Source organism: Bradyrhizobium sp. F1.13.3, assembly GCF_040548265.1.
GTDB lineage: Bacteria > Pseudomonadota > Alphaproteobacteria > Rhizobiales > Xanthobacteraceae > Bradyrhizobium.
In genome coordinates this window covers 264,117-284,654 of the sequence record NZ_JBEPRI010000008.1, presented here as the reverse complement: position 1 = coordinate 284,654, position 20,538 = coordinate 264,117, and the positions used below count along the sequence as shown (strand labels likewise).

General features: G+C 62.5%; 17 protein-coding genes and 1 pseudogene. 3 read left to right on the top strand and 15 right to left on the bottom strand.

Annotation, left to right across the window (positions count from 1 at the left end; genetic code table 11):
- Nucleotides 1-4: 4 nt before the first annotated feature.
- Genes ABIB66_RS23045 through ABIB66_RS23035 form a run of 3 tightly spaced genes read right to left on the bottom strand, consistent with a single transcriptional unit; the run spans nt 5 to nt 3,302 of the window.
- Nucleotides 5-1,177, bottom strand: coding sequence for an NADH:flavin oxidoreductase/NADH oxidase (locus ABIB66_RS23045; protein WP_354208864.1), 1,173 nt, complete (start codon nt 1,175-1,177; stop codon nt 5-7).
- A 51-nt stretch (nt 1,178-1,228) separates the two neighbouring features.
- Nucleotides 1,229-2,440 carry a CaiB/BaiF CoA transferase family protein gene (locus ABIB66_RS23040; protein WP_247300434.1) on the bottom strand — a complete coding sequence of 404 codons (1,212 nt, stop codon included), beginning with the start codon at nt 2,438-2,440 and terminating at the stop codon, nt 1,229-1,231.
- A 16-nt stretch (nt 2,441-2,456) separates the two neighbouring features.
- On the bottom strand, nt 2,457-3,302 hold the full coding sequence (locus tag ABIB66_RS23035; RefSeq protein WP_354208863.1) for an amidohydrolase family protein: 846 nt from the start codon (nt 3,300-3,302) through the stop codon (nt 2,457-2,459).
- Nucleotides 3,303-3,761: 459 nt separating this feature from the next.
- Between ABIB66_RS23035 and ABIB66_RS23030 the strand changes: the two genes are divergently transcribed.
- Complete coding sequence (locus ABIB66_RS23030; RefSeq protein WP_247300438.1) at nt 3,762-4,502, top strand: IclR family transcriptional regulator; 741 nt, start codon at nt 3,762-3,764, stop codon at nt 4,500-4,502.
- A gap of 634 nt (nt 4,503-5,136) precedes the next feature.
- On the opposite strand, the gene ABIB66_RS23025 is transcribed toward ABIB66_RS23030, so the two are convergent.
- The 5 genes and pseudogenes from ABIB66_RS23025 to ABIB66_RS23005 all read right to left on the bottom strand — a co-directional run.
- Complete coding sequence (locus ABIB66_RS23025) at nt 5,137-7,395, bottom strand: xanthine dehydrogenase family protein molybdopterin-binding subunit (protein WP_354255775.1); 2,259 nt, start codon at nt 7,393-7,395, stop codon at nt 5,137-5,139.
- Entirely contained in the window at nt 7,392-8,630 is a 1,239-nt protein-coding gene (locus ABIB66_RS23020) for a M20 family metallo-hydrolase (protein ID WP_354208860.1), read from the bottom strand. Before ABIB66_RS23020 ends, ABIB66_RS23025 begins: the two co-directional genes overlap by 4 nt.
- Before the next feature lie 4 nt (nt 8,631-8,634).
- Nucleotides 8,635-9,516: an alpha/beta fold hydrolase gene (locus tag ABIB66_RS23015; protein WP_354208859.1), complete on the bottom strand. Its 882-nt coding sequence runs from the start codon at nt 9,514-9,516 to the stop codon at nt 8,635-8,637.
- Between the two features lie 25 nt (nt 9,517-9,541).
- Nucleotides 9,542-10,324, bottom strand: a complete 783-nt coding sequence (locus tag ABIB66_RS23010) for an SDR family oxidoreductase (protein ID WP_247430561.1) — start codon at nt 10,322-10,324, stop codon at nt 9,542-9,544.
- A 24-nt stretch (nt 10,325-10,348) separates the two neighbouring features.
- Nucleotides 10,349-11,488, bottom strand: a pseudogene (locus tag ABIB66_RS23005) (pyridoxal phosphate-dependent aminotransferase); the annotation flags it as partial.
- Nucleotides 11,489-11,637: 149 nt separating this feature from the next.
- On the opposite strand from ABIB66_RS23005, the gene ABIB66_RS23000 reads away from it, so the two are divergent.
- Both ABIB66_RS23000 and ABIB66_RS22995 read left to right on the top strand, forming a co-directional pair.
- The gene (locus ABIB66_RS23000) at nt 11,638-12,420 is read left to right on the top strand and encodes a GntR family transcriptional regulator (protein ID WP_354208858.1); all 783 of its coding nucleotides are present in this window, start codon (nt 11,638-11,640) and stop codon (nt 12,418-12,420) included.
- 17 nt (nt 12,421-12,437) lie between these two features.
- The gene (locus ABIB66_RS22995; RefSeq protein WP_129276111.1) at nt 12,438-13,682 is read left to right on the top strand and encodes an amidohydrolase family protein; all 1,245 of its coding nucleotides are present in this window, start codon (nt 12,438-12,440) and stop codon (nt 13,680-13,682) included.
- Between the two features lie 224 nt (nt 13,683-13,906).
- On the opposite strand, the gene ABIB66_RS22990 is transcribed toward ABIB66_RS22995, so the two are convergent.
- From ABIB66_RS22990 to ABIB66_RS22960, 7 genes are read right to left on the bottom strand one after another with little or no spacing between them, the layout of a single operon-like run.
- Nucleotides 13,907-14,536, bottom strand: coding sequence for an NAD(P)H-dependent oxidoreductase (locus ABIB66_RS22990; protein WP_354208857.1), 630 nt, complete (start codon nt 14,534-14,536; stop codon nt 13,907-13,909).
- The gene (locus ABIB66_RS22985; RefSeq protein WP_354208856.1) at nt 14,537-15,988 is read right to left on the bottom strand and encodes an amidohydrolase family protein; all 1,452 of its coding nucleotides are present in this window, start codon (nt 15,986-15,988) and stop codon (nt 14,537-14,539) included.
- A 5-nt stretch (nt 15,989-15,993) separates the two neighbouring features.
- Complete coding sequence (locus ABIB66_RS22980; RefSeq protein WP_354255835.1) at nt 15,994-16,698, bottom strand: ABC transporter ATP-binding protein; 705 nt, start codon at nt 16,696-16,698, stop codon at nt 15,994-15,996.
- Nucleotides 16,679-17,431, bottom strand: a complete 753-nt coding sequence (locus ABIB66_RS22975) for an ABC transporter ATP-binding protein (RefSeq protein ID WP_354255832.1) — start codon at nt 17,429-17,431, stop codon at nt 16,679-16,681. Before ABIB66_RS22975 ends, ABIB66_RS22980 begins: the two co-directional genes overlap by 20 nt.
- A gap of 4 nt (nt 17,432-17,435) precedes the next feature.
- Entirely contained in the window at nt 17,436-18,422 is a 987-nt protein-coding gene (locus ABIB66_RS22970; protein WP_247430581.1) for a branched-chain amino acid ABC transporter permease, read from the bottom strand.
- Entirely contained in the window at nt 18,419-19,279 is an 861-nt protein-coding gene (locus ABIB66_RS22965; RefSeq protein ID WP_354208855.1) for a branched-chain amino acid ABC transporter permease, read from the bottom strand. Before ABIB66_RS22965 ends, ABIB66_RS22970 begins: the two co-directional genes overlap by 4 nt.
- 21 nt (nt 19,280-19,300) lie before the next feature.
- Entirely contained in the window at nt 19,301-20,443 is a 1,143-nt protein-coding gene (locus tag ABIB66_RS22960) for an ABC transporter substrate-binding protein (RefSeq protein ID WP_129276105.1), read from the bottom strand.
- Between the last annotated feature and the right edge of the window lie 95 nt (nt 20,444-20,538).

The following is a 20,538-nucleotide window of genomic DNA, read 5'->3' as shown; positions in this document are numbered from 1 at the left end:
GGATCTATTCGGCCGCCTGGCGGTATCGCTCGACCCCGTCCAGACTTTCTCCGGCGGCACGAAGGGCTCCGCCCCATTTGGCAAGCCACCAGCTATATTGCTCAGGCCATTGCTCGAAATGACCGGTCAGCCCGAAATGCTCCGCGGCGTGAAGCGCCCAGAACGGATCGTAGAGCATCTGGCGGGCCATGAAGATGAGGTCGGCCCTGCCGTCCTGCAGAACCTTCTCTGCAAAGTCCGGGGTCCGGATCATGCCAACCGCGCCCGTCGCAATGTCGGCCTCGCGGCGAATGCGTTCGGCAAACGGCACCTGATAGCCTGGACCGCGACCGAGATTGGCGTTGGTCGATCCCGCGCGAAGATTGCCGCCCGTCGAACAATCGACCAGATCGACACCGAGCTCCTTCAATTTGCGGGAGAAAATGATGCTGTCTTCGATTTCCCAGCCGCCGTCGATCCAATCGGTCGCGGAGATGCGCACGAAGAGGGGCGTGGACGAGGGAAGTGCAGCCCTCACGGCACGCGTCACTTCGAGCGGAAACCGCATCCGGTTTTCGAGGTTGCCGCCGTATTCGTCGGTGCGGAAATTGGCGAGCGGCGACAGGAACGATTGCAGGAGATAGCCGTGAGCCATGTGAAGCTCGATGATGTCGAAGCCCGCAAGCACAGCCCGACGCGCCGTGGCGACGAAGGCATCGCGTACGCCGACGAGTCCGTCCTTGCTGAGAGGGATGGGAGGCTGGAAGCCATCAGAGAATGCCACATCCGACGGCCCCGTGGGCACCCAGGTTTCCTCTCCCATTTCGATATCGCGGTCCGTCAAATGGCTATTGCCCCGGAACGCGCGCTGCTGGCTCGATTTGCGTCCGCCGTGATTGATCTGGATCGCTGCCTTTGAGCCGTGCGACTTGATGACATGAACGATCTGACGCATGCCGTCGATCTGGCCGTCCTCCCATAGCCCGGGATCGCCGTTGGTAATGCGCCCCTTCCGGGAGACCGACGTCTGCTCGACGAAGACGAGCCCGGCCCCGCCCTGGGCAAATTTGCCATAGTGAACCAAGTGGAACGGCGTGACGTAGCCGTTCACGGCCGAATACATCCCCATCGGCGAAACGACGATGCGGTTGCTCAGCTCGACGCCGCGGAATGCAATGCTTTCAAACAGCTTGACCATTGTGATCTTCCCCTGAATTGGCGGACCGGGGCATTCGCCCCTCGACGTTCGTCATTGTTGTGCAATGGCGCCGGAGCGGCGTAGCTCATCAATCTCGCTGCTGGACAGGCCGAGATATTCCGACAAGACCTCGCCATTGTGCTGACCGAGACGCGCGGACGGAACGTACTCGGGCGTCGCCGTATCGTGCAGCACCAGCGGGCTGCGATGAACGAGGATGTCGCCGTATTCCGGATGCGAGATCTCGCGCAACATGCCGCGGGCGTGGAGGTGTTTGTCCTCGGTTACTTCGCGCAGGTCGCGAACGGCGGCGCAGGGCACCCTGTTGACGCGGCAAAGCTCGGTGATCTCGTCGCGCGCGAGCTGCGAGGACCAGTCGGACACGATCTGGTCCGTCAGATCGATGTGCTTCAAGCGGTCGAGCACGGTCTTGAACCTGATATCGTCGGCCAGCTCCGGCCGTCCCATCGCGCGCGTTAGTCCGGTCCAGTGGGATTCGTTGACGCTGATGATGGCGACATAGCCGTCGGATGCCGGATAGACATTGTAGGGCGCTTCGGCGAGCCCGCCGTGACGATTGCCGGTGCGGGGGGCCGCCGCCTTGCGGTTGAAGACATCGGCCAGGTTCGAGGCCATCGCCGGATAGACGGTCTCGACCATCGCGATCTCGACCAGCCGGCCGCGGCCACTTTTCTCCCGATCGTAAAGGGCCGTGAGGATGCCGGCGTAGAGATGCACGCCGCTGATGAAGTCGGTGATGGCTGGACCAGCCTTGACCGGAGGACCTTCGGCAAATCCCGTTACGCTCATGATGCCTGACACGGCCTGGATGGTGAGGTCCATGGCCAGATTGTCCCGGCTGGGCCCGGACAGGCCGTAACCGGTGGCCGAGCCGTAGATCAGCCGCGGATTAACGGCGCTGAGTGCAGCATAGCCGACGCCCAGTCGATCGAGCACGCCGGGGGCGTAGTTCTCGATCAGCACGTCGGCCTTCGACGCGAGCTCCTTCAGGACCCTGACGCCGTCGGGCGACTTCAGGTTCAGGCTGATGTTGCGCTTGTTGGCGTTCAGCATTGCGAACGGGACGGCGTTGCCCTTGCTGATGCGGGCGCGATGACGCACCGGCTCGCCGTTCGGCGGCTCCACCTTGATGACGGTCGCGCCGGCCTGCGCCATCAGGAAACCGGCATACGGGCCCTGATAGACCTGGCCGAGGTCGATGACGATCACGCCGTCGAGCGGCAGCTTCTTGTTGTTGTCCAAGGTGTCCTCGGTCCTGTCAGAAATTGTAGAGCCGCGCCGGGTTGGCGATCAGGATCCTGCGGCGGGTGGCTTCGTCGGGAACGCAGTCGTGCAGCAGACGAAGCAGGTCCTGGAGATCGGGCATCGTCTCGGCGCTGTGGCCGACATGGGGCCAATCGCTGCCCCACACGACCTGGTCGGGCGCTGTTTGGACGATGGCGCGCATGAAGGGCGCCGTGTCCGCATAGGGGCGGCCGACGCGCGTGTTGCGGTCGGCACCGGAGATCTTGGTCCAGTAGCGCCCGGTCTTCAGTCGGTCGGTGAAGGCGCGGAAATCCGGATGATCGTGTCCCTTGTCGGCCATGGTCCGTGACATGTGGTCGATCACGTAGTTCAGTGGCAGTTTCTCGAGCTCGGCCGCGGCGGCGGCAAGATCCGAGCTCTCGATCCAGAGCTGCGCATGCCAACCCCGCTCCGCGATGCGGGGGGCGAGCTTGACCAGATCGTCGTAGCTGGTGCCGAGCGTTGAGACCGGCTTGCCGTCCTGCCGGATCATGGTGACGCGCACCGCCTTGAAGCCGATGTCGGTGAGTTCATCGAGCCGCCGATCCGAGACATCGGGCCGCAGGATTGCGACGGCACGAAGCCTGTCGGGGTAGCGGCGCAGCGCATCGTAAGTGACGGCGTTGTCGTCTCCCGATCCGACCGCATGGACGATGACACCGCGCGTGATGCCGAGCTTGTCCCAGATGGCAAAGGCGTCTTCGATTGTGAATGGCTTTGCGGCGGTGAAGCGGCCCTCATTTCCAGGCGGAAAGCGATCGAAGGGGCCGTAGATGTGAAAATGACAATCGCAGCTGCCTTCAGGCAATCGGTAGTTCATGGAAGCAAATCCCTGTTCGGTCTAGGTGTTGCCGCCGCTGCACACGATGGCTTGCGAGCCGTCGCCGAGCGCGATGGTTGATCTCTGGAAGCATGGTCGCGAAGGGGTTGGGTTCAGCGGCGGGAGCCAAGCGAAGACAGGTCGAACCGGACGACATCAGTCGATAGCGATGGACAAATTCATTCCCGGCTTCATCACGCCCTCCCTGCAAGCGTGCGCCACCTTGGCGGGGCGCTTTTCATTTCTTGAACGGCTGCTACGCCGCGGCCTTTCCGGCCGCTGCAAGACTAGAGGCAGGGCGTTTCTGAGTCCATCATGTTACATATGCATAGTTCTATTTCTATATATGTATAAAATGCTTGTTGTCATAGGAGGGAGGGGCTAAACTGCGGCCGATTTCTGCAATCGGCTCGACCCATCAAGGTACCTGTCAGCCAATTACATTCCAGATATGTGTAAATGATGAGCTCCAGTATCAAATCGGCCAAGCGGATCTTTGAAGTCCTCGAGTACTTCGAGGAAGTGAAGCGTCCGATTTCGCTGAAGGAAGTGGCGACGAAGTGCGACTATCCGACGTCGAGCGCCGCGGCCTTGCTCAAGAGCATGGCGATGCTGGGGTACCTGTTTTACGACAGCTACAATCGCACCTACATGCCGACCATGCGCATCGCCCAGATGGGCCGCTGGCTGGACAGCGGGTTGTTCGGCGACAGCGCAATCCTTGCGCTGGTCGATTTCGTCCATGGGAAACTGGACGAGCTCGTCAGCATCAGCACGCAGTCCGATCTGCATGCGCAGTACATTCACGCGTTACAAACCAGCAAACGCCTGCGGTTCGAAGTTAAATCCGGCGACGTCCGGCCGCTTGCGATCAGCGGCATCGGACGCACGCTGCTCAGCGGCCATACCGACGTCGAGATTGAGCGGCTCCTGCGCCGCATCAACGCTGTCTGCCCCCGGGAAGAGCACTTCGAGCTGAATGCGCTGATGAAGATCGTCAACGGCATCCGGCGCGACGGCTACATGTTCTCAAGACACATCATCGTCCAGGACGCTGGCGTGATCGCCGTCCTGCTGCCGAAGCGCGATTTCGGCCGCGACCTGGTCCTCGGTGTCGGCGGCCCGGTGTCCCGTCTCGAGGAGCGGCAGGACGAAATTTTGGCTTGTATCCGTGAAGGCATCGCGCGTTTCCTGTCGTGACGTCTGCCCTTCGGCCGAGCCCAACTTGCTCACGACACAAACGGACCTCAAGCCGAGCCCGCCGGTCAAGTCACCACCGGGGCGCATCGGCGGCAGCAGGACCAAATCAGATTAGACTGCCTTCGGCGTTGGAAGGATACCTACACTTCGAAGTATGCTGAGTGCTGTGTGGGACTGGCGTCACCAGACGAATCGAGCATCCCCGTGGGGCAGCCGCTTGGCCCGTGTGACTCGGGCACGCACGCGAACAGGTTGGTCCTAAGTCTCCCAAGCTTGTTCTGTTTTGATGATGCTTCGAGATTTCGCCCGCGTCCTGGCCCCGATGGAGTCAGTTCGCGACTGATAAGGTTTGGCAGAGGGAGTCGGTCTGCGAACTGGTAAGCTTTGGTCGCAAATGGAGTCAGTTGGCCGACTGATATGGTTTCATACGATAGCTTATCAGTCGGGGCTGGCGTGGATCGGGACGTATTGGGGCGCCCCCAGGCACTTGGCAGAAGGGCCAGAAGCGAACAACGTGCGGGCGCGTCCGTGGTACGCTAGCCTGCGATATCGGCTTCTGGTCCTTGTTCGGATTAGCACAGCGGCATCAGCGGCGTACGCGTACGCGTAAGATGAGACGTAAAGCTCTTCACGGCTATAGCGTGCGATGGTTGCGAATGGCTCGCCAAAGCTTTTCGCTAGTGAATGGCGGATCGAGATGCAGGATTCCGAGCGGCGCGAGCGCATCGATGATGGCATTGGCGACTGCGGCCGGCGATCCGGTAGCGGCGGCTTCCCCGACCCCCTTGACGCCGAGCGGATTGTCGAGCGCCCGCGAGGGCTGGATGTCCGTTGCGATATATGGCAGGTCAGTCGCCCGTGGCAACGCATAATCGCTGAGCGAACCGGAGAGGAGTTGGCCGTCGGCCTCGTCATAGACGATCTGCTCCATCAGGACCTGGCCTACGCCTTGGGCCATGCCACCATGAAGCTGGCCGATGAAGATCATCGGATTAATGACAACTCCCGAATTCTGCGCGATGGCATAGGTGAGCAGGCGAGCCGTCCCTGTTTCCTTCTCGATCTCAATCTCGCAAGCATGGCACGAGCCGGCGACATTGTGTCCCGACCCGGCGAACGCCGCACCTGCCGTGAAGTCCGGCGCGTGAGCGAAGATATCGTCCCAGCGGACGTAGCGATCCGTGCCGGCCACGCGAAATCGACCCTCGGCAAATTCGATGTCGTTAGGCGAGACCTCGAGGAGTTCGCCGGCGATCTCGCAGGCATTCTCGATAGCTGCGGCCGCTGCCAAATGCACGGATGAACCGGCGAGGGTAGTGGACCAGGACGCGGCCGTTCCGACGCCTTCGCTCATGCGTGCCGTATCGGACTGCACGAAGCCGAGACGCTCCATTGGCAGTCCCAGACGCTCCGCGGTCATCTGGAGAAACGTCGTTTCGTGTCCATGACCGGCCGAGCCCGTCCCGACGACTAGCTCCAGTCGCTCGCCGCTCCACTCAAGGCGTGCGGGGATCGGCTCGTTGGAGCCGTGGAGATCTTCCGCGAACAGCGCGACACCGAACCCGCGCAACCACCCTGAGCTAGCACTCGTTCGCCGCCGTGCGCGGAAGTGATCGTAATCCAGCCGCGCCAGCGCCGCTTCGAGCAGGCCGTGGAAGTCGTGACCGTCGAAAGTGGTACCGAGCGGCGATGTCAATGGCTGCTGCTTGCTGCTTAGGCAATTTGCACGCCGCCATGCGATCGGATCCTTGCCGCAGGTTCTTGCGACGACGTCGACAAGACGCTCGCAGGCATAGACATTCTCGGGGCGGCCAGCGCCGCGATACGAGCAGGTCGGCGCAGTGCTGGTGAAAACACCATCGACACGCACGTGAGCTTGAGAAACAGGGTAGACACCCGTCAGGTGCGTCAGGCCGTTCTGCACCGGCACCATCGATCGCGACGATGCGTAGGCGCCGAGATTCATTCGTCGAGTCGCCTCAATTGCCAGGATGCGGCCTTCATCGTTGAGGGCAGCGGCAAGATGAAAGTGATTGTCGCGCGCGTGACACCCGGAGCTGATCGCCTCGCTGCGCTCGGGTATCCATTTCACGGGACGAGAGAGGCGGCGCGCAGCCTCAAGGCACAGGACGTATTCAGGGTAGACACCGTTTTTCTGGCCGAAGCCGCCGCCAGTGTCAGGCGCGACCACGCGCATGCGTTCACGGGGCACATGGAAGATCCGGTCTGCCAATGAGCGCTGCAGGATTTGAACGCGTTGTGTCGAGACGTGCAGCGTAAAGGTATCATCCTGAAATTGGCCGAGGCAGCCGCGCGGCTCCAGCGGTAGCGCGTCGACCCGGTGCACAGGAACGTCGAGCTCTACAATGCGCCGGGCAGTTGCCATCAGCGCTGTTACAGCCTTGGCATCGCCTTCCTCGTACGAAAAGTCCGATGCGCCGGCCGACAGGCTCGGCAATGGGTCGCATGCCTCCATGTCGATGATGAGCACCTCGGCAGCGTCTTTTGCCGCCGCTATGCTCTCGGCAACAATGAAAGCAAGCGGGTCGCCGACGTAGCGTACCTCCTCGATGGCCAGAACCGGTTGCGGGCGAGCGTGCCACGTGTCGAAAGTCGCGCCCGGCGGCGGTAGGTCAACCGGAACATGTGCCAGGCCAGCGGTCGCGAGATCGCTCCCGGTGAGGACAAGATGCACACCGCACATTGTCCGCGCCGCAGAGGCATCGATTGACAGGCCGCGACCGTGTGCGCGGAGAGAGCGGACGACAACCCCATGCAGCATCCCTTTGGGCCATAGATCGTCAGTATAGCAGCCCCGCCCAGTCACGAAGCGAAGGTCCTCCCGGCGCCGCACGGGGGTACCGATCAATGACCCGGTCGGCGGGCTGGTCATGCTTCGCTCGCGAGCGTCCACACGGTATCGGCAAGGACACGCGTGCCGGCGGTGAGGTCGTCTGGCTCGCTCCATTCGGCCGGGTTGTGGCTGATGCCGTCGCGGCATGGCACAAAGATCATGCCCGTCGGGCAGACATAATGCAGCTGTCGCGCGTCGTGACCGGCTGCCGAATGAATATCCTGATGCGGAATCCCGAGCACCTCCGCGCAGCGCGCGATTGTGGCACGGACCGCGGGATCGAAGGTCAGCGACGGCGAGTGCTGGATTTGTTTCAGCTCGACGGTACAGGGGCCGCGCTCACGCTCGACGATCTTGCGGATCTCGGCATCGAGCCGGTCGACTACTGCATTGTCGGGATGACGCAGGTCGATTGAAAACAAGGCGTCCGCCGGTACTACCGAGGGGGCATTGGGCTTGATCTCGAACAGGCCGACAGTGAGCTTGGTGTCGGCAGGGCTCGATGCGGCCGTATCGATGGCGGCGATCATGCGCACTGCAGCCATTAACGCGTCCTTGCGCTCGGCACGGTCGGCGGTGCCCGCGTGCGCCGGCTCGCCGTGGACGCGCACGCGGTAGCGCCGGGTGCCCTGGATGCCCGTGACAACGCCAACCGGAATGCCGGCGCGTTCGAGGAGGGGGCCCTGTTCGATATGGGCCTCGACGAAAGCTGCGACCTCAAATTGGAACGGCCTGTGCGGGATATCGACATCGGCACCAAGAACGCCGGCGAGTGCGTCGCCGAGCCGGACCCCCGCGGCGTCGGCGTCGCTTTCGATGATGGTGAGCTGACGCGTGCCGGTAAAGAGATCCGAGCCGGTCATGCCGGGCGAGAAACGAGAGCCTTCCTCGTTGGTCCAAGCCACCACCTCGATGGAGCGTCGGGGCTGCAAGCCGGCGTCACGAATGGCTTGCACTGTCTCCAGCGCGGCGATCACGCCGTAGGCGCCGTCGAACTTGCCACCGGTCGGCTGGCTATCGATGTGGGAGCCCGTGAGGATCGGCGGCAGTGACGGCTCCGCGCCGTCGAGACGCAGAAAGAGATTGGCGGCGGCGTCAGTGTAGGGACGAAGGCCGAGTTCTCGTCCCCAGCGCACCAGCTCGGCGCGAGCGAGAATTTCAGCGGCTGTGAGTGCCTGGCGATCGACGCCGCCATCCTCGCGCGCACCAAAGCGGGCGAGATCCATCAGCCGTGCCAACAGCCGCGCGCCATCTACGCGATCGGACGGGCGCATCGCCTCAGTCCGTCCGCATGATCTGCGCCGGATTGGCGCGTGGGTCGCGCTCTTTCCAGCGACCACTTTCGACCTGACCTAGGAATTCCGACAGCAAATGGTTGAACAGCGCCGGCTCCTCAAGATTCAGCGTGTGGCCGCTCTTCGGAAACACGGCAAGGCCACAGGCCGGCACGGTCTTCTTCAGGAAAACGCCAGGTTGGAGGCAGTGGTCGTCCTCATCGCCGACCATCACGAGCAAGGGCGGCTTCATTTTTCTGAACTCGGTCTCCAGGTCATAAAGCGAAGGTCGCTGCATCTGGACGCCGCGCATGGTGTTGGCGGCGCCCTTCGATGAATGCTTACCCAGCCGTTCGGCAAACAACCCCCAACCGCGCGGGTCCTTCTCCTGAAACTGCACGCGTGAGGCGCCCTCGGCATAGGTCTTCGCGAAAAGCTCCGAGCCCTGCTTTTCGAAGTTCCTGGCGACCTGCTCGGAGATACCCTTGAAGTACTCTTCATGGGTTTTTTCGGCGCCATACCCGGCGCCCGCTGCGCAGACCGACAGGACGCGCTCGGGCCGGCGCAGGCCAGCATGCAGAACGGCGAAGCCGCCCATGGACAAGCCGACCAGATGAGCCCTGGCCAGGCCGGCGCAGTCCATGATGTCGAAAATGTCATCCGCCGCGCGCGCCTGCGAGTAGGACGTTACGTCTTGGGGGATTTCAGACGGCGGAAATCCGCGCGCAGCGAAGGTCAGACACTGGTGACGCCGCGTGAAGAAGCTCATCTGCGGCTCCCAGCTCCAGTGGTTGCCGCCGAACTCATGGACGAAGACGATTGGCGTGCCGGATCCAGCCGTCTCATAATGCAGCTTCACGCCATCGGATGTTGTCGCAATTGCCATGGCAGAATCCTGCTGTTCAGTTTAATCAAACGACGGAGCGCCGTGAGGCGATCCCGCCGTCGACTGTGACGATGGTGCCGGAGGTGTAGCCGGAGCGGAAGGAGGCGAGAAAGAGGAATAAATCGGTGATTTCGTGGATCTTCGCCGGGCGCTTGAGCGGATATTTTGCCAGCAATTCGCCATACCGTGCCGGATCGCCCAGCGTATTCTCCGCGAACTTCCGCAGCATGTTGTAGATCCGCGTCGTGTCGACCGGACCTGGATTGACGCCGACGACGCGGATATTGTCGTCGAGGCTGCGACCGCCGAGAGCCCGCGTCATCGCCATAATTGAGGCGTTACCCGCGGCACCCTCAATATATTGCGGATCGCAGATCTCGCCGCCATTGCCAATATTATTGAGAATGACGCCGCCGCCGCGCTCCTTCAAGCGCGGATAGACGAGGCGGATCATGTCGGCATACCCGAAGCCTTTGAGAGCCCAGCCTTCGCGCCACTTCTCCGGCCCGATGTCGAAGATCGTGCCGCTGGGAATGACGCCGGCATTGTTGATCAGGATGTCGACGTTGCCTGCTTCGTCGACGATGCGCTCGGGGGCCCCGGATTCGGTCATGTCGACGGCGGTCGACGTGATGGTCACGTCGTTACGCTCGCGGATCTCGCGCGTCAGCGTGGCAAGCTTCTCGGCCGACCGCGCCGTGAGGTGAAGATGGCATCCCTCGCCGGCGAAGGCATGGGCGAGACCTTCGCCGATGCCCTGCGAGGCGCCCGTGATCACAACCTTTTTGCCACCTAATTGCAAATCCATCGCGCCGACCCTCAGCTACAGTTGTCAGAACAGCGGCGTGTCCAGGTTGATGCCGCGCGCCCGCTCCATCATCGCGGGCAGCAGTTCAAGGAATTCCTCCACCCACACCTGCGGCACCGATGTCGATACCTTGACAAAGCGGTCGCCGAAATTCGGGGTGTGGTAGGCGCCCTGGCGGATCATGATCCCGCGCTCGCCATAAGCGGCGGCCAGCGCCTCCGGCTGCACCCCGCTTGCGCTGCATTCGACCACGATAAAATTGCCGTTTGAGGGATATACGGGCATCGAGAGGCCTTCCACGCGGGGCAGGGCATCGTAGATCATCGCCTGGTTGCGGCGGGTGATATCCAGTACCTGCGGAAACCACTCGGCCTTGATCGCAAGACCGGCGAGGGCAGCCCGCTGCGACAAAATGCTTGAGCCGAGATTGTTGGGCGGGGCGGCTGCAAGTTGCTCGAGGACCTCGGGATCCGCAATGATTGCGCCGACACGGAGCCCGGCAAGACCGAGCCATTTCGAAAAGCTGTAGATTGTGATCGTACGCTCCGGATAGATCGAAGCGGCGAGGTGATGCTCGTGCGCGAAGTCGCGATACGTGCAGTCATGCACCAGCCATGCTCCGGCCGTGCGCGCGATCTTAGCGACCTCCTCGATCTCAGCCTTCGTGCAGGCTACGCCGAGCGGATTGTTCGGATCGACGATGTAGATCATCTTCGTGCGCGGTGTGATCGCCGCGGCGAGACGAGCCGGATCGAGCCGGTAACGGTGCTCCGCGCCATAAATCGGGATCTGGGTCACCGTGGCGCCGACCGAACGAGCAAACGCCATCGGCCAGTTCCAGGTCGGGTCGGTTGTGATGAATTCGTCACCGGCGCGCAGCAGGGTGTGGCAGACGTGATAGAGCGAGGCGACGGCCCCATCCGAGACGAGGGCGGCCTGCGCGGGTAGCCCCACATCGGCAACGATGCCAGCGCGCAGCGACTCGAGGCCGGCAGGCGGGGCATAGACGTGGAACTGCTCGTCCCGCGCGCAGGCGACCATGGCGTCGATGACGGCCGGATGGGCGGGAATGTGGTTGGTGTTCTGGCCCAACCATTTCAGGCCAGGGGTGTTCACCAGCCGGTCGAAATGGGCGTTGCGGGTCTCAAAGCGCTTCATGGGACGGGGCCTCGACTTTCGCTCTGTTTAAGCTGAAACGTGCATGCCAACAAGCGTTTTTGGCATGCAAACGCGTGCGAGGTGGTTTTTTTGGCTGCGGCGATGTACAAACATGCTCTACTTCGAATCCCTCATTGCAAGGCTTGCTGCGCCTCATGACTGCACGCACCACTGCCCAATCCAGCCGTCCGCGTCGCGCGCGGCCAGTCGCCGAGACCAATCCGCCTGCGAAACAATCGCCGAAGCCGTCGCGCGGCGAGGATTCCTCCCTGGCGAGCGACATCGCCGAGCGGATGGAAGAGGAGATCCTGCGGGGGCGTGTCCGTCCTGGCTCGCGGCTCGACGAGCGCGAGCTGTCCGATCGCTACCAGGTTTCCCGGACGCCGGTACGCGAGGCACTGCAGCGGCTCTCGGCGAGCGGTCTTGCCGTCGCGCGTGGGCGCCAGGGACTTCAGGTCGCGCAGATGTCGGTTGCGGACCTGCTCGATGCGCTCAGCGTGGTTGCCGAACTGGAGGCGCTGGCTTGCGTGCAGGCGGCGCGCCGGATCACGCATGAGCAGCGTGATGTGCTGCGCAAGGCGCACGAAGCCTGCGGTAAGGCGGCCATCAGCGGCGATGCCGATGCCTTCTATGACGCCAATATCGATTTCCACAATGCCATCGCTGAGGCGTGCCATAATCGCGTGCTGCAGGATGAACTGCGCAGGCTGTCGCTCAAGACCGCGCCGTACCGCCGTACGATTACTTTCCAGCCCGGACGGATGATCTCCTCCCAGCTTGAGCACGAGCAGGTGCTGCGGGCAATCATCGACAATGATGCCGCCACTGCCGGTACCCTGATGCGCAATCACTTGGCCATGCTCAGCGACGGCATCGCCGATTTCCTGCACTTTGTGCGGCGGTCGGAACATTCTGGCCTCTTTCTTGAAAACCCTTAGCGCCGGGAGCTCGTCCGATGCGCCTCGAACTCCTTCTCAGGGGTGGACGGATCTGCCGAGAAGGCGCAAGCGCGCCGGAGCTCCTCGACATCCGGATCGGAAAGAACGGTCGCATCTCCGCAATAGGGCGAGCGCTGCCCGCGGACGGCGCGGAGGTGATGGCCCTTGAGGGCCGCCTCGTGGTGCCGGGTCTCGTCGACATCCACCAGCATCTCGACAAGTCTCGCACCCGCGCGCTGATCAATAATCCGGCAGGAACGCTGGAGGGCGCCATCGCGGCGTACAGGGGCATCGCGCCGACGATCACGGCGGAGGACATGATCGCGCGCGCGCTGCGGACCGTCGAGAACTGCAGCGCCCTCGGCACGGTTGCAATCCGCACGCATACCAATATCGATCCGCAGACTGGACTGCGCGGGATCGAGGCGATGGTCGCCATGCGCGAGCGATGCCGCGACCGGATGCACATCCAGGTGGTGGCGCATCTGACCGGCGAGGCGCCCTCGATGCTCGTTGAAAGCGAAGAGTGGCTGTCCGCTGCGCTGGCGCTCGGCGCCGACGTGATCGGCGGCGTGCCAGCCTATTCTCGCGAGCCGCTGGCCTTCATGGAACTGCTTTTCGACACGGCAGAGCGTACCGGCCGGCCGCTCGACATGCATATCGACGAGCATATTGATGCTGGCAGGGTGCTGTTCGACGCACTTGCCCGCATGACGCGTGAGCGCGGCCTCGCCGGGCGCGTCGTTGCGGGGCATTCTTCCGCTCTCGGCGCGATGCCGCGCGATGATGCGCTGCGCACGATCGACCTCCTGCACGAGGCCGGGGTTGCCGTCGTGACGTTGCCCGCGGCCAATCTCTTCCTGCAGGGGCGCAGCGCCGATCGATTGGTGCCGCGGGGGCTCACGCGTGTTGGCGAACTGATCGCGCGCGGCGTGCCGGTGGCAGCCGCTTCCGACAATATCCAGGATGCTTTCGTGCCGACAGGCTCCGGCGATCTTCTCGAGATTGCGCGCTGGACCCTTTTGGCCGGTCATCTCGGCATCAACGATCTCGGACAAGCTTTCGACATGGTAAGCCGCATCCCGGCCGGGTTGATGGAGCTCGATGCTGGCTTGCGCGTGGGTGCGCGGGCTGATCTTCTCGTTGCGCGCTCGGATGACGTCGAAAGCCTCGTCGCCGGTGGGGCACGCGAGCGCACCGTACTGTTCGGCGGGCGAGTCGTGGCTTCGACCTTTTCGGTTGCCGATACGGATCACGCCTGATCTCCGAGCTTCAACCAGAACCGATGGCTTGCAGGGGGCGGAACGGAAGGGGGCGGCCGGCACCCGCACGCAAGCGAGAGTCCGGCGATCAATAGAGTTTGTGCCGATCGGCAGGAAAGCCGGGCTGGCTCGGCACCGAGGGCGTTTCGGTCGGACGGGGCACCGCGAACGCTTACGCGTCTGCCGAGACGATCTATCGCGGTCGATCTGCTCACGTTATGTCCTCAACCGAGTTTCCGCATCTCGGAGCTCACCCGCTGCAGAAACGGAGCGTGATCCCGCGCCTCATGCAATGCCTCGCTACGATGCAGGTTGTATAGCGGCAGGTAACGAACGCGAACATCCTTCGCCATGAACCAGCGCAGATAGCGCGTGATGATGCGTCGCGGCGGATCGCCGATATACCATGCGTCGAGACGCGAACGGCCATACGTCGTCACGCCGACGAGATGGCGGATGTGACGTAGATTGGGATGCATGCGACCGTCATCCCCGAGCGCGAAGGAGACGCCCGGGATCAGGACCCGATCCATGAATCCTTTTAGGATGGCCGGTGGCCCGAAGCACCACACCGGAAAGCAAAGGATCAGCGCCTCGGCCGCGAACAGGCGCTCGACATAGTGCTCGACGCCGGTACGATTGACCGCAGGATCGAAATAGCGGCTGCGCATGCCCGCATCGAGAATGGGCTGGAAGTTCTCCGCGTAGAGATCGCACACATCGACTTCGTGTCCAGCGTCATTGAGAGTCTGGACGATCGTCCTGCGTAGAGCGCAATTGAAGCTCTCTTCAAGAGGATGAGCCGTGACTACGAGTGCACGCATGTGTTGATGACCCAGGAAAGGGCGGCCCAATCAGGTGCGGCCGTCCGTGAATGCGAGATAGTCGATGCCGGTGAGGCGGGCCGCGCGTTCGATAACCCTCTCGGCTGCGCGATCCGCAGCAGCTCGCAGTGCCTCTTCGTCCTGCCGAAGCAGTTTGCCGTCCACCACCAGCGGCGTCCCTCCGACCATGGTGAGCGAACTCATGGTATTGTCTCCGGCAAGAAGCAGTCCGGACAGAAGGTCGGCGCGCGCGCCGGCGAAACCGACGCCGCGCATGTCAAAGGCGGTGATATCGGCCTGCATGCCGGGCGCGATCGCACCGATGTCGCTGCGGCCGATCAATGCGGCCCCGGTGCGCGTGGCCATTCCGAGCACGTCCTGTGGCGTCATCCAAAACTCCGGCGCGACCTCGCCGCCACCATCGGCGAGACGGTGCAACAGCAAGGCCAATCGCAGTTCATTGAGCATTGAGCCGCTATCATTGCTGGCGGCGCCATCGACACCGATGCCGACCGGCATGCCGGCCGCACGCATGCGGTGAATATAAGGAATACGGGCGCCCAGGCGCATGATCATGCGCGGGCAATGGGCGACACCGACGCCGCGCTCGCCCAGCAAGGCGATCTCGCTATCGTTCATCCGCGTGGCATGGGCGAACCAGGTTCGCGGTCCCAGCATGCCGAGGCTATCAAGCCATTCGACCGGACCTTTTTCAAACTGATCCCGGCACAGCATCCGGTCGGTACTCTGCGGATGCACGTGCATATGGATCCCGACGGCGAGCTCGTCGCTCAGCTGCGCTACTGCTCGCATGAAATCCGGATCGCCCCAGGTCGGTGTCGTTGGGCCGAGCGCGACGGTCAGCATCGAACCCGCCGATGCGTCGTGCCAGCGTTCCACTGCCCGGCGCATCGAGGCGAGTACCGGTGCTGGGTCATCGATAATACCGCCGGCGCGTGGGCCGAGCGTAATGCTGAGGCGTGCCTCCAGATCGCTTTCGATCGTCGTCATGCTGCCGCGCACGAGATGGAGTCGGATGCCCATGCGGCCCAGCGCCTCGACTTCGGTCTCTAGATACGCGTCCTCGCAGCGCGGAACGAGATAGAAGTGATCGACGGTGGTGGTCGCACCGGTGAGCAGCAGCTCAGCTGCGCTGGCTGAAGCCACTGCAGCGAGATCTTCCGGCTGCATCAGGCCCCAGACGGGGTAGAGTACCGATAGCCAGTCGAGCAGGTGACCGCGCTGAGCCCGCGGCAGGGCGCGCGTCAGAGTCTGGAAGAAATGATGGTGGGCGTTCACCAGTCCAGGCATTGCCACCGAGCTGGACAGATCGATTCGCTCATCGAAGTCGCCGGCGGGGGGCGGGCCGTCGCCCAGCGCTGCAATTCTGCTGCCCGCGACGACGATCCACGCGCGGCGCAGCACGCGGCCTTCATCGTCGCAGGTGTGTAGTGTGTCGATGTTCTCGATGAGGCGGCGCATGAGAATCAAAACCCCAGATAAGCGCTGCGGATTGCCGGGTCGTTCGCGAGTTCGGCGGTCGATCCTTCGCGGGACATCAGCCCGTTCTCAATAACGCAGGCCCGACTTGTGGCTGCAAGCGCGAGGCTGGCGTTCTGCTCGACTAGAAGGATGGCGGTGCCGGTGCCGTTGACGCGCCGGATAGTGGTGAGCACTTCCTCCGTCACCTTCGGCGCAAGACCAAGAGAGGGCTCATCGAGCATGAGCAGTCGTGGGCGGGACATCAGCGCCCGCGCGATAGCGACCATCTGCTGCTGGCCGCCAGAAAGTGTGCCGGCGAGCTGATGCCGCCGCTCGTTCAGAATCGGGAACAGTGTGTACATCTCGTCGATGTCCTGGGTGCCGGCACCGCCGCGAATGGTTGCACCGAGCTCTAGATGTTCCAGAACCGTGAGGTTCGGCCAGATCTTTCGCTCCTCCGGGCAGTGGGCTACGCCGAGCCGCACGATCTGCCGCGGCGTCGCATTGCCGATTTCCTTGCCATCGAAGCGGATAGAGCCGGCGAGCACCCTGTTGAGGCCCGAAATTGCGCGCAGGATTGTGGACTTGCCGGCACCATTGGCCCCGATCAGAGCCACGGCCTCCCCGGCAGCGACCGTGAGATCGACACCATGGAGGGCGCGGGCGCGGCCATAGCCGCTTTCGACTTTCTCAAGCTGCAGCAAAGCCACTTCCACCAAGATATGCATCAACAACGCGCTGGTCACGGGCAATGACAGAAGGCGTGCCCTCGGCGATCTTCTCACCATGATGCAGGACGATAATGCTGTCCGAGATCCGCATTACCAGTTGCATGTTGTGCTCGATCAGGATTACGCCGACGCCGTCCGCCCGGATACTGGTGATCAGATCTCCGAGCCGGCGGGCCTCGGTCGGATTGAGTCCGGAGGCCGGCTCGTCGAGCATCAACAGGCGCGGTCGCGCCGCAAGGGCGAGTGCGATTTCGAGAATGCGCTGTTCGCCATAAGACAGCGCGGCGCATGGCTCACCGGCGACATCTTCGAGGACGCACCTCTGCAGAATGCGCCTCGCTTCGTTTCGGGCCGTTTCGCGCGCGCGACCGATGGCGCCAGGCCATACCGTCTGCCACATCGGGAAGTCCCTTCCACAAGTTGTGCCGATCTCGACCGCCCGCTCCACAGTGAGGCCCTTGAATACCTCCGTCTTCTGGAACGTACGCACGAGACCGAGGGCGGCGATCCCGCTCGGCTTCAGCCCAACGATGCTCCGATCGGCGAAGACGACATTGCCAATGTTCGGCTTCTGGAATCCCGTGAGGACGTTGAACAAGGTGGTCTTGCCTGCGCCGTTCGGGCCAACGACGCTTGTAATGTCCCGTCCCTCCGCACGAAAGCTGACCGCACGCACCGCATGGACGCCACCGAACGAGACGCTGACATCCATCGCCTCAAGCATCCTGGACGCTCCCTTGCCCAGCGAAACGTCGCCGAATTCGTGCAAAGAGGCCGATCAGTCCTTCGGGCGCGAACACGACGAGAACGAGGAGGATGGCACTGAAGGTCATGAGGCGGTAGTTCGCAGTGACGCGCAAGGCCTCGGGCAGGATGGTAAAGAGCACAGCGCCAATGACAGGCCCGATGATGGTGCCCTTGCCACCCAGGAAAACCATTATCAGCATGGTGGTGGTGTAGGTGAAGTAGAAGAGGTCGGGACTGACGAAACCAGTGTAGTGCGCATAGACGGCCCCGGCTAGCCCGGCGAAAAAGGCGCTGGAGACGAAGGCCGTGGTTGCGATGCGCCGCGTGTCCACGCCGCTCGCCTCAGCGAGGGCTTCATTCTCGCGCAGGGCCAGCATGCGCCAGCCGATGGGGGAATGGGTAATTCTCCAAATGATCGTCACGCAGGTCGTCGTGACCACGAGGGCTAAATAGTAGTAGGCCTCGCGCGAGCTGAAATCGATGCGCGGCAACCCAGGTAGATCGAAAACAGGGGGGCGAATTCCAGACAGGCCGATCTGGCCCTGCGTGAGGTCAGTCCAGTTGTAGGCTATCAGCCGACCGATCTCGGCGAAGATTACGGTGGTGATAATAAAGCGATGGCCGCGAACGCTGAGCACGAGCAGGCCGAGCAGCCAGGCGATCGACGCCGCAAAGACGCCGCCCGCGAACATCGTCAACCAGAGCGACATTTGGAAGTGCAGAAACAGGAGCGCCGCCGCATAGGCGCCGAACGCGAAGAATGCGGTGTGGCAGAGCGATAAGAGTCCGCTGTAGCCAACGAGGATGTCCAAGCTGGTCGCAAGAATCACGAACACTAGCGAAATGATGGCGATGTGCAGGTAATAGTCCGTGCCGATCAGCCGTGGCAGTACAAGAAGGATGAGAGCAGTCACGGAGAGTGCAAGCCAGGACGGCAGGCTGACACGCGACTTCATGAGCGTTTCCCGAACAGGCCGTCCGGCTTGTAGAGCAGGACGAGCATTACCAGAATGAAGCCGACCGCGTCCTTGTAGGCGGGCGAGATGATCGCGCCGAAGCTCTCCGCCAGACCCAGCAAGAGACCCCCGGCAATACCACCGGCAAAGCTGGAGATGCCGCCTAGCGTGACGACGATGAAGGCCTTCAGAGTGGCTATACCACCCATCGCCGGCTGAACCACGAAGATCGTGCCGAGCAGGACACCGGCGAGCCCCGCGACGCCGGCGCCAATGGCGAAGGTCAGCGTATAGAGGCGGTCGATGTCGATTCCGACCAGCGCCGCGGCCTCGCGCTGCTGGAAAGTGGCGCGGATCGCCTTGCCGGTCTGGGTGTGCCGCAGCCCAACATGCAACAGGATCACGATCACGACCGTTACCGCGAGCATTAAGAGTCGCTCCGGCGTGGTGAAGACCCCGGCGAATTCGATGCTGCCGGTTTCGAACGGCGTCGGGATCTTCTGGGGCCGGGGACCCCAGACGTTAAGCGCGAGGTTCTCGAGAAATATCGAGAGCGCAATAGTCGCTAGTACGCTGCTGGACAGAGAGGCCCCCCGCAAGATGCGGAACAGGGTTCGCTCCAGCACGACACCGACGATCATGACGCCCATCACGCTGCCGACGAGACCGGTCCAGAAATCGAGGCCAAGCAGGCGCGTCAGCGTGTAGGCGAAGAACGCCCCCAGCATGTAGAACTGACCGTGAGCGAAGTTAGCTATCTCCATCAGCCCGAAGATTGCGGTCAGACCGACCGCGATCAAAGCATAGCTGGATCCGACGACCAGGCCGTTGAAGATGTATTGAGGAATGAGATCCATGGCCCGTCGACGTCATCCGGCTCAGGGTTTTGCGATCTGTGCCGTGCCCTCGATCATTGGAGCGGCGTTCTCGTTGCGTGTTAGAAACACTGTAAACCCGTAGCCCTGTCCCTTTTCATTGAACTTGATATCGCCGGCGGGCCCGGGCGTTGTGCTGGTTGCGATTGCGTCGCGGATCGACTGAGGGTCGATCTTGCCCGAGGTCTTGATCGCGTTGGTGATGATAGTGAGTTCCTCAAAACCGGCCGCCGCATTGTTGTTCGGCAATTCGCCATAGGCTGCCTTGTACATCTCAACGAACTTCTTGCTCATGGGGCTGTCATAGGTCGAGACATAGGGCATCAGGCCGTTGATGCCGTCGCCCTTCTTGCCGACAACGTCATAATAGGACTTGGCGGTGAAGGAGCCTTCGGCGAACAGCCGGGACTTTATGTTCATCTGCCGCAGTTGCTCGGTCACGGTTACCGCGTTCTGCGTATTGGCGGCCATCATAATCGCATCGGGTTCGGCGCGTTTGATGTTGGTGATGTAGGAGAACAGGTCCGTTTCGTTAGCATCGAAGATCTGCGTGGAGACCGGCTGCGCGCCACTGCGCTCCAGCGATGTCTTGTAGTATTGTGCAATCGAGCGTCCCCAATCGTCGTTGACGACCAGGAACGCGATTTTCTTGCCGCCGGCGAGTTCCATCATCTTTGGCGCGAAGGCATCAGCGAGCATCTGTGAAGTAGCCTGGATGCGGAAAAGGTATGGATTGCCGCGCTCGGTCAGGTTTGGCGCGGTAGACACGCCCGAAACCATCGGCACTTTGTAGCGGAGGGCAACGTCCATCGTCGCTCCGGTGGAGGAACTGCAGAAGGCACCAGCGAGGGCCACGACCTTGCTCGAGGATACCAGCTTTTCGGCGGCCGCAACGGACTGTGCCGGAATGCAAGCGCCATCCTCGACCAGCAGTTCGATCTTGTCGCCTTTAAATTCGCCGGCATCGTTGAACAGCTTGACCGCGAGCTTGGCGCCCTTGAGCACGGTGGCGCCGTCTTCGGCGACGGGACCCGTCAGCGGATAGACCGCGCCGACCTTGATGGTGTCCGCAAGGCAGGCACCGCCCGCGAGTAGCAGCGTCGTCGTGACGGCGAGGGCTTGCGCCCGCAGAACGAATTTCGACATGAGAGTGCCTCCAGCAGCTAAGGGATCAAGGTGGTCGTCACACAAACCGTTCAAGACAAAAGATGTGTCGACGATGGAACGCGAGGAAGAAGCAG

What these genes read in the sequence shown, in the direction of transcription:
- ABIB66_RS22985 (WP_354208856.1), bottom strand. Translation starts at nt 15,988, where the DNA reads ATGCGCCGCCTCATCGAGAACATCGACACACTACACACCTGCGACGAT.
- ABIB66_RS22995 (WP_129276111.1), top strand. Translation starts at nt 12,438, where the DNA reads ATGCGCCTCGAACTCCTTCTCAGGGGTGGACGGATCTGCCGAGAAGGC.
- ABIB66_RS23015 (WP_354208859.1), bottom strand. Translation starts at nt 9,516, where the DNA reads ATGGCAATTGCGACAACATCCGATGGCGTGAAGCTGCATTATGAGACG.
- ABIB66_RS23025 (WP_354255775.1), bottom strand. Translation starts at nt 7,395, where the DNA reads ATGACCAGCCCGCCGACCGGGTCATTGATCGGTACCCCCGTGCGGCGC.
- ABIB66_RS23010 (WP_247430561.1), bottom strand. Translation starts at nt 10,324, where the DNA reads ATGGATTTGCAATTAGGTGGCAAAAAGGTTGTGATCACGGGCGCCTCG.
- ABIB66_RS22960 (WP_129276105.1), bottom strand. Translation starts at nt 20,443, where the DNA reads ATGTCGAAATTCGTTCTGCGGGCGCAAGCCCTCGCCGTCACGACGACG.
- ABIB66_RS23045 (WP_354208864.1), bottom strand. Translation starts at nt 1,177, where the DNA reads ATGGTCAAGCTGTTTGAAAGCATTGCATTCCGCGGCGTCGAGCTGAGC.
- ABIB66_RS23035 (WP_354208863.1), bottom strand. Translation starts at nt 3,302, where the DNA reads ATGAACTACCGATTGCCTGAAGGCAGCTGCGATTGTCATTTTCACATC.
- ABIB66_RS22970 (WP_247430581.1), bottom strand. Translation starts at nt 18,422, where the DNA reads ATGAAGTCGCGTGTCAGCCTGCCGTCCTGGCTTGCACTCTCCGTGACT.
- ABIB66_RS22965 (WP_354208855.1), bottom strand. Translation starts at nt 19,279, where the DNA reads ATGGATCTCATTCCTCAATACATCTTCAACGGCCTGGTCGTCGGATCC.
- ABIB66_RS22975 (WP_354255832.1), bottom strand. Translation starts at nt 17,431, where the DNA reads ATGGATGTCAGCGTCTCGTTCGGTGGCGTCCATGCGGTGCGTGCGGTC.
- ABIB66_RS23020 (WP_354208860.1), bottom strand. Translation starts at nt 8,630, where the DNA reads ATGCGCCCGTCCGATCGCGTAGATGGCGCGCGGCTGTTGGCACGGCTG.
- ABIB66_RS23030 (WP_247300438.1), top strand. Translation starts at nt 3,762, where the DNA reads ATGATGAGCTCCAGTATCAAATCGGCCAAGCGGATCTTTGAAGTCCTC.
- ABIB66_RS23000 (WP_354208858.1), top strand. Translation starts at nt 11,638, where the DNA reads ATGACTGCACGCACCACTGCCCAATCCAGCCGTCCGCGTCGCGCGCGG.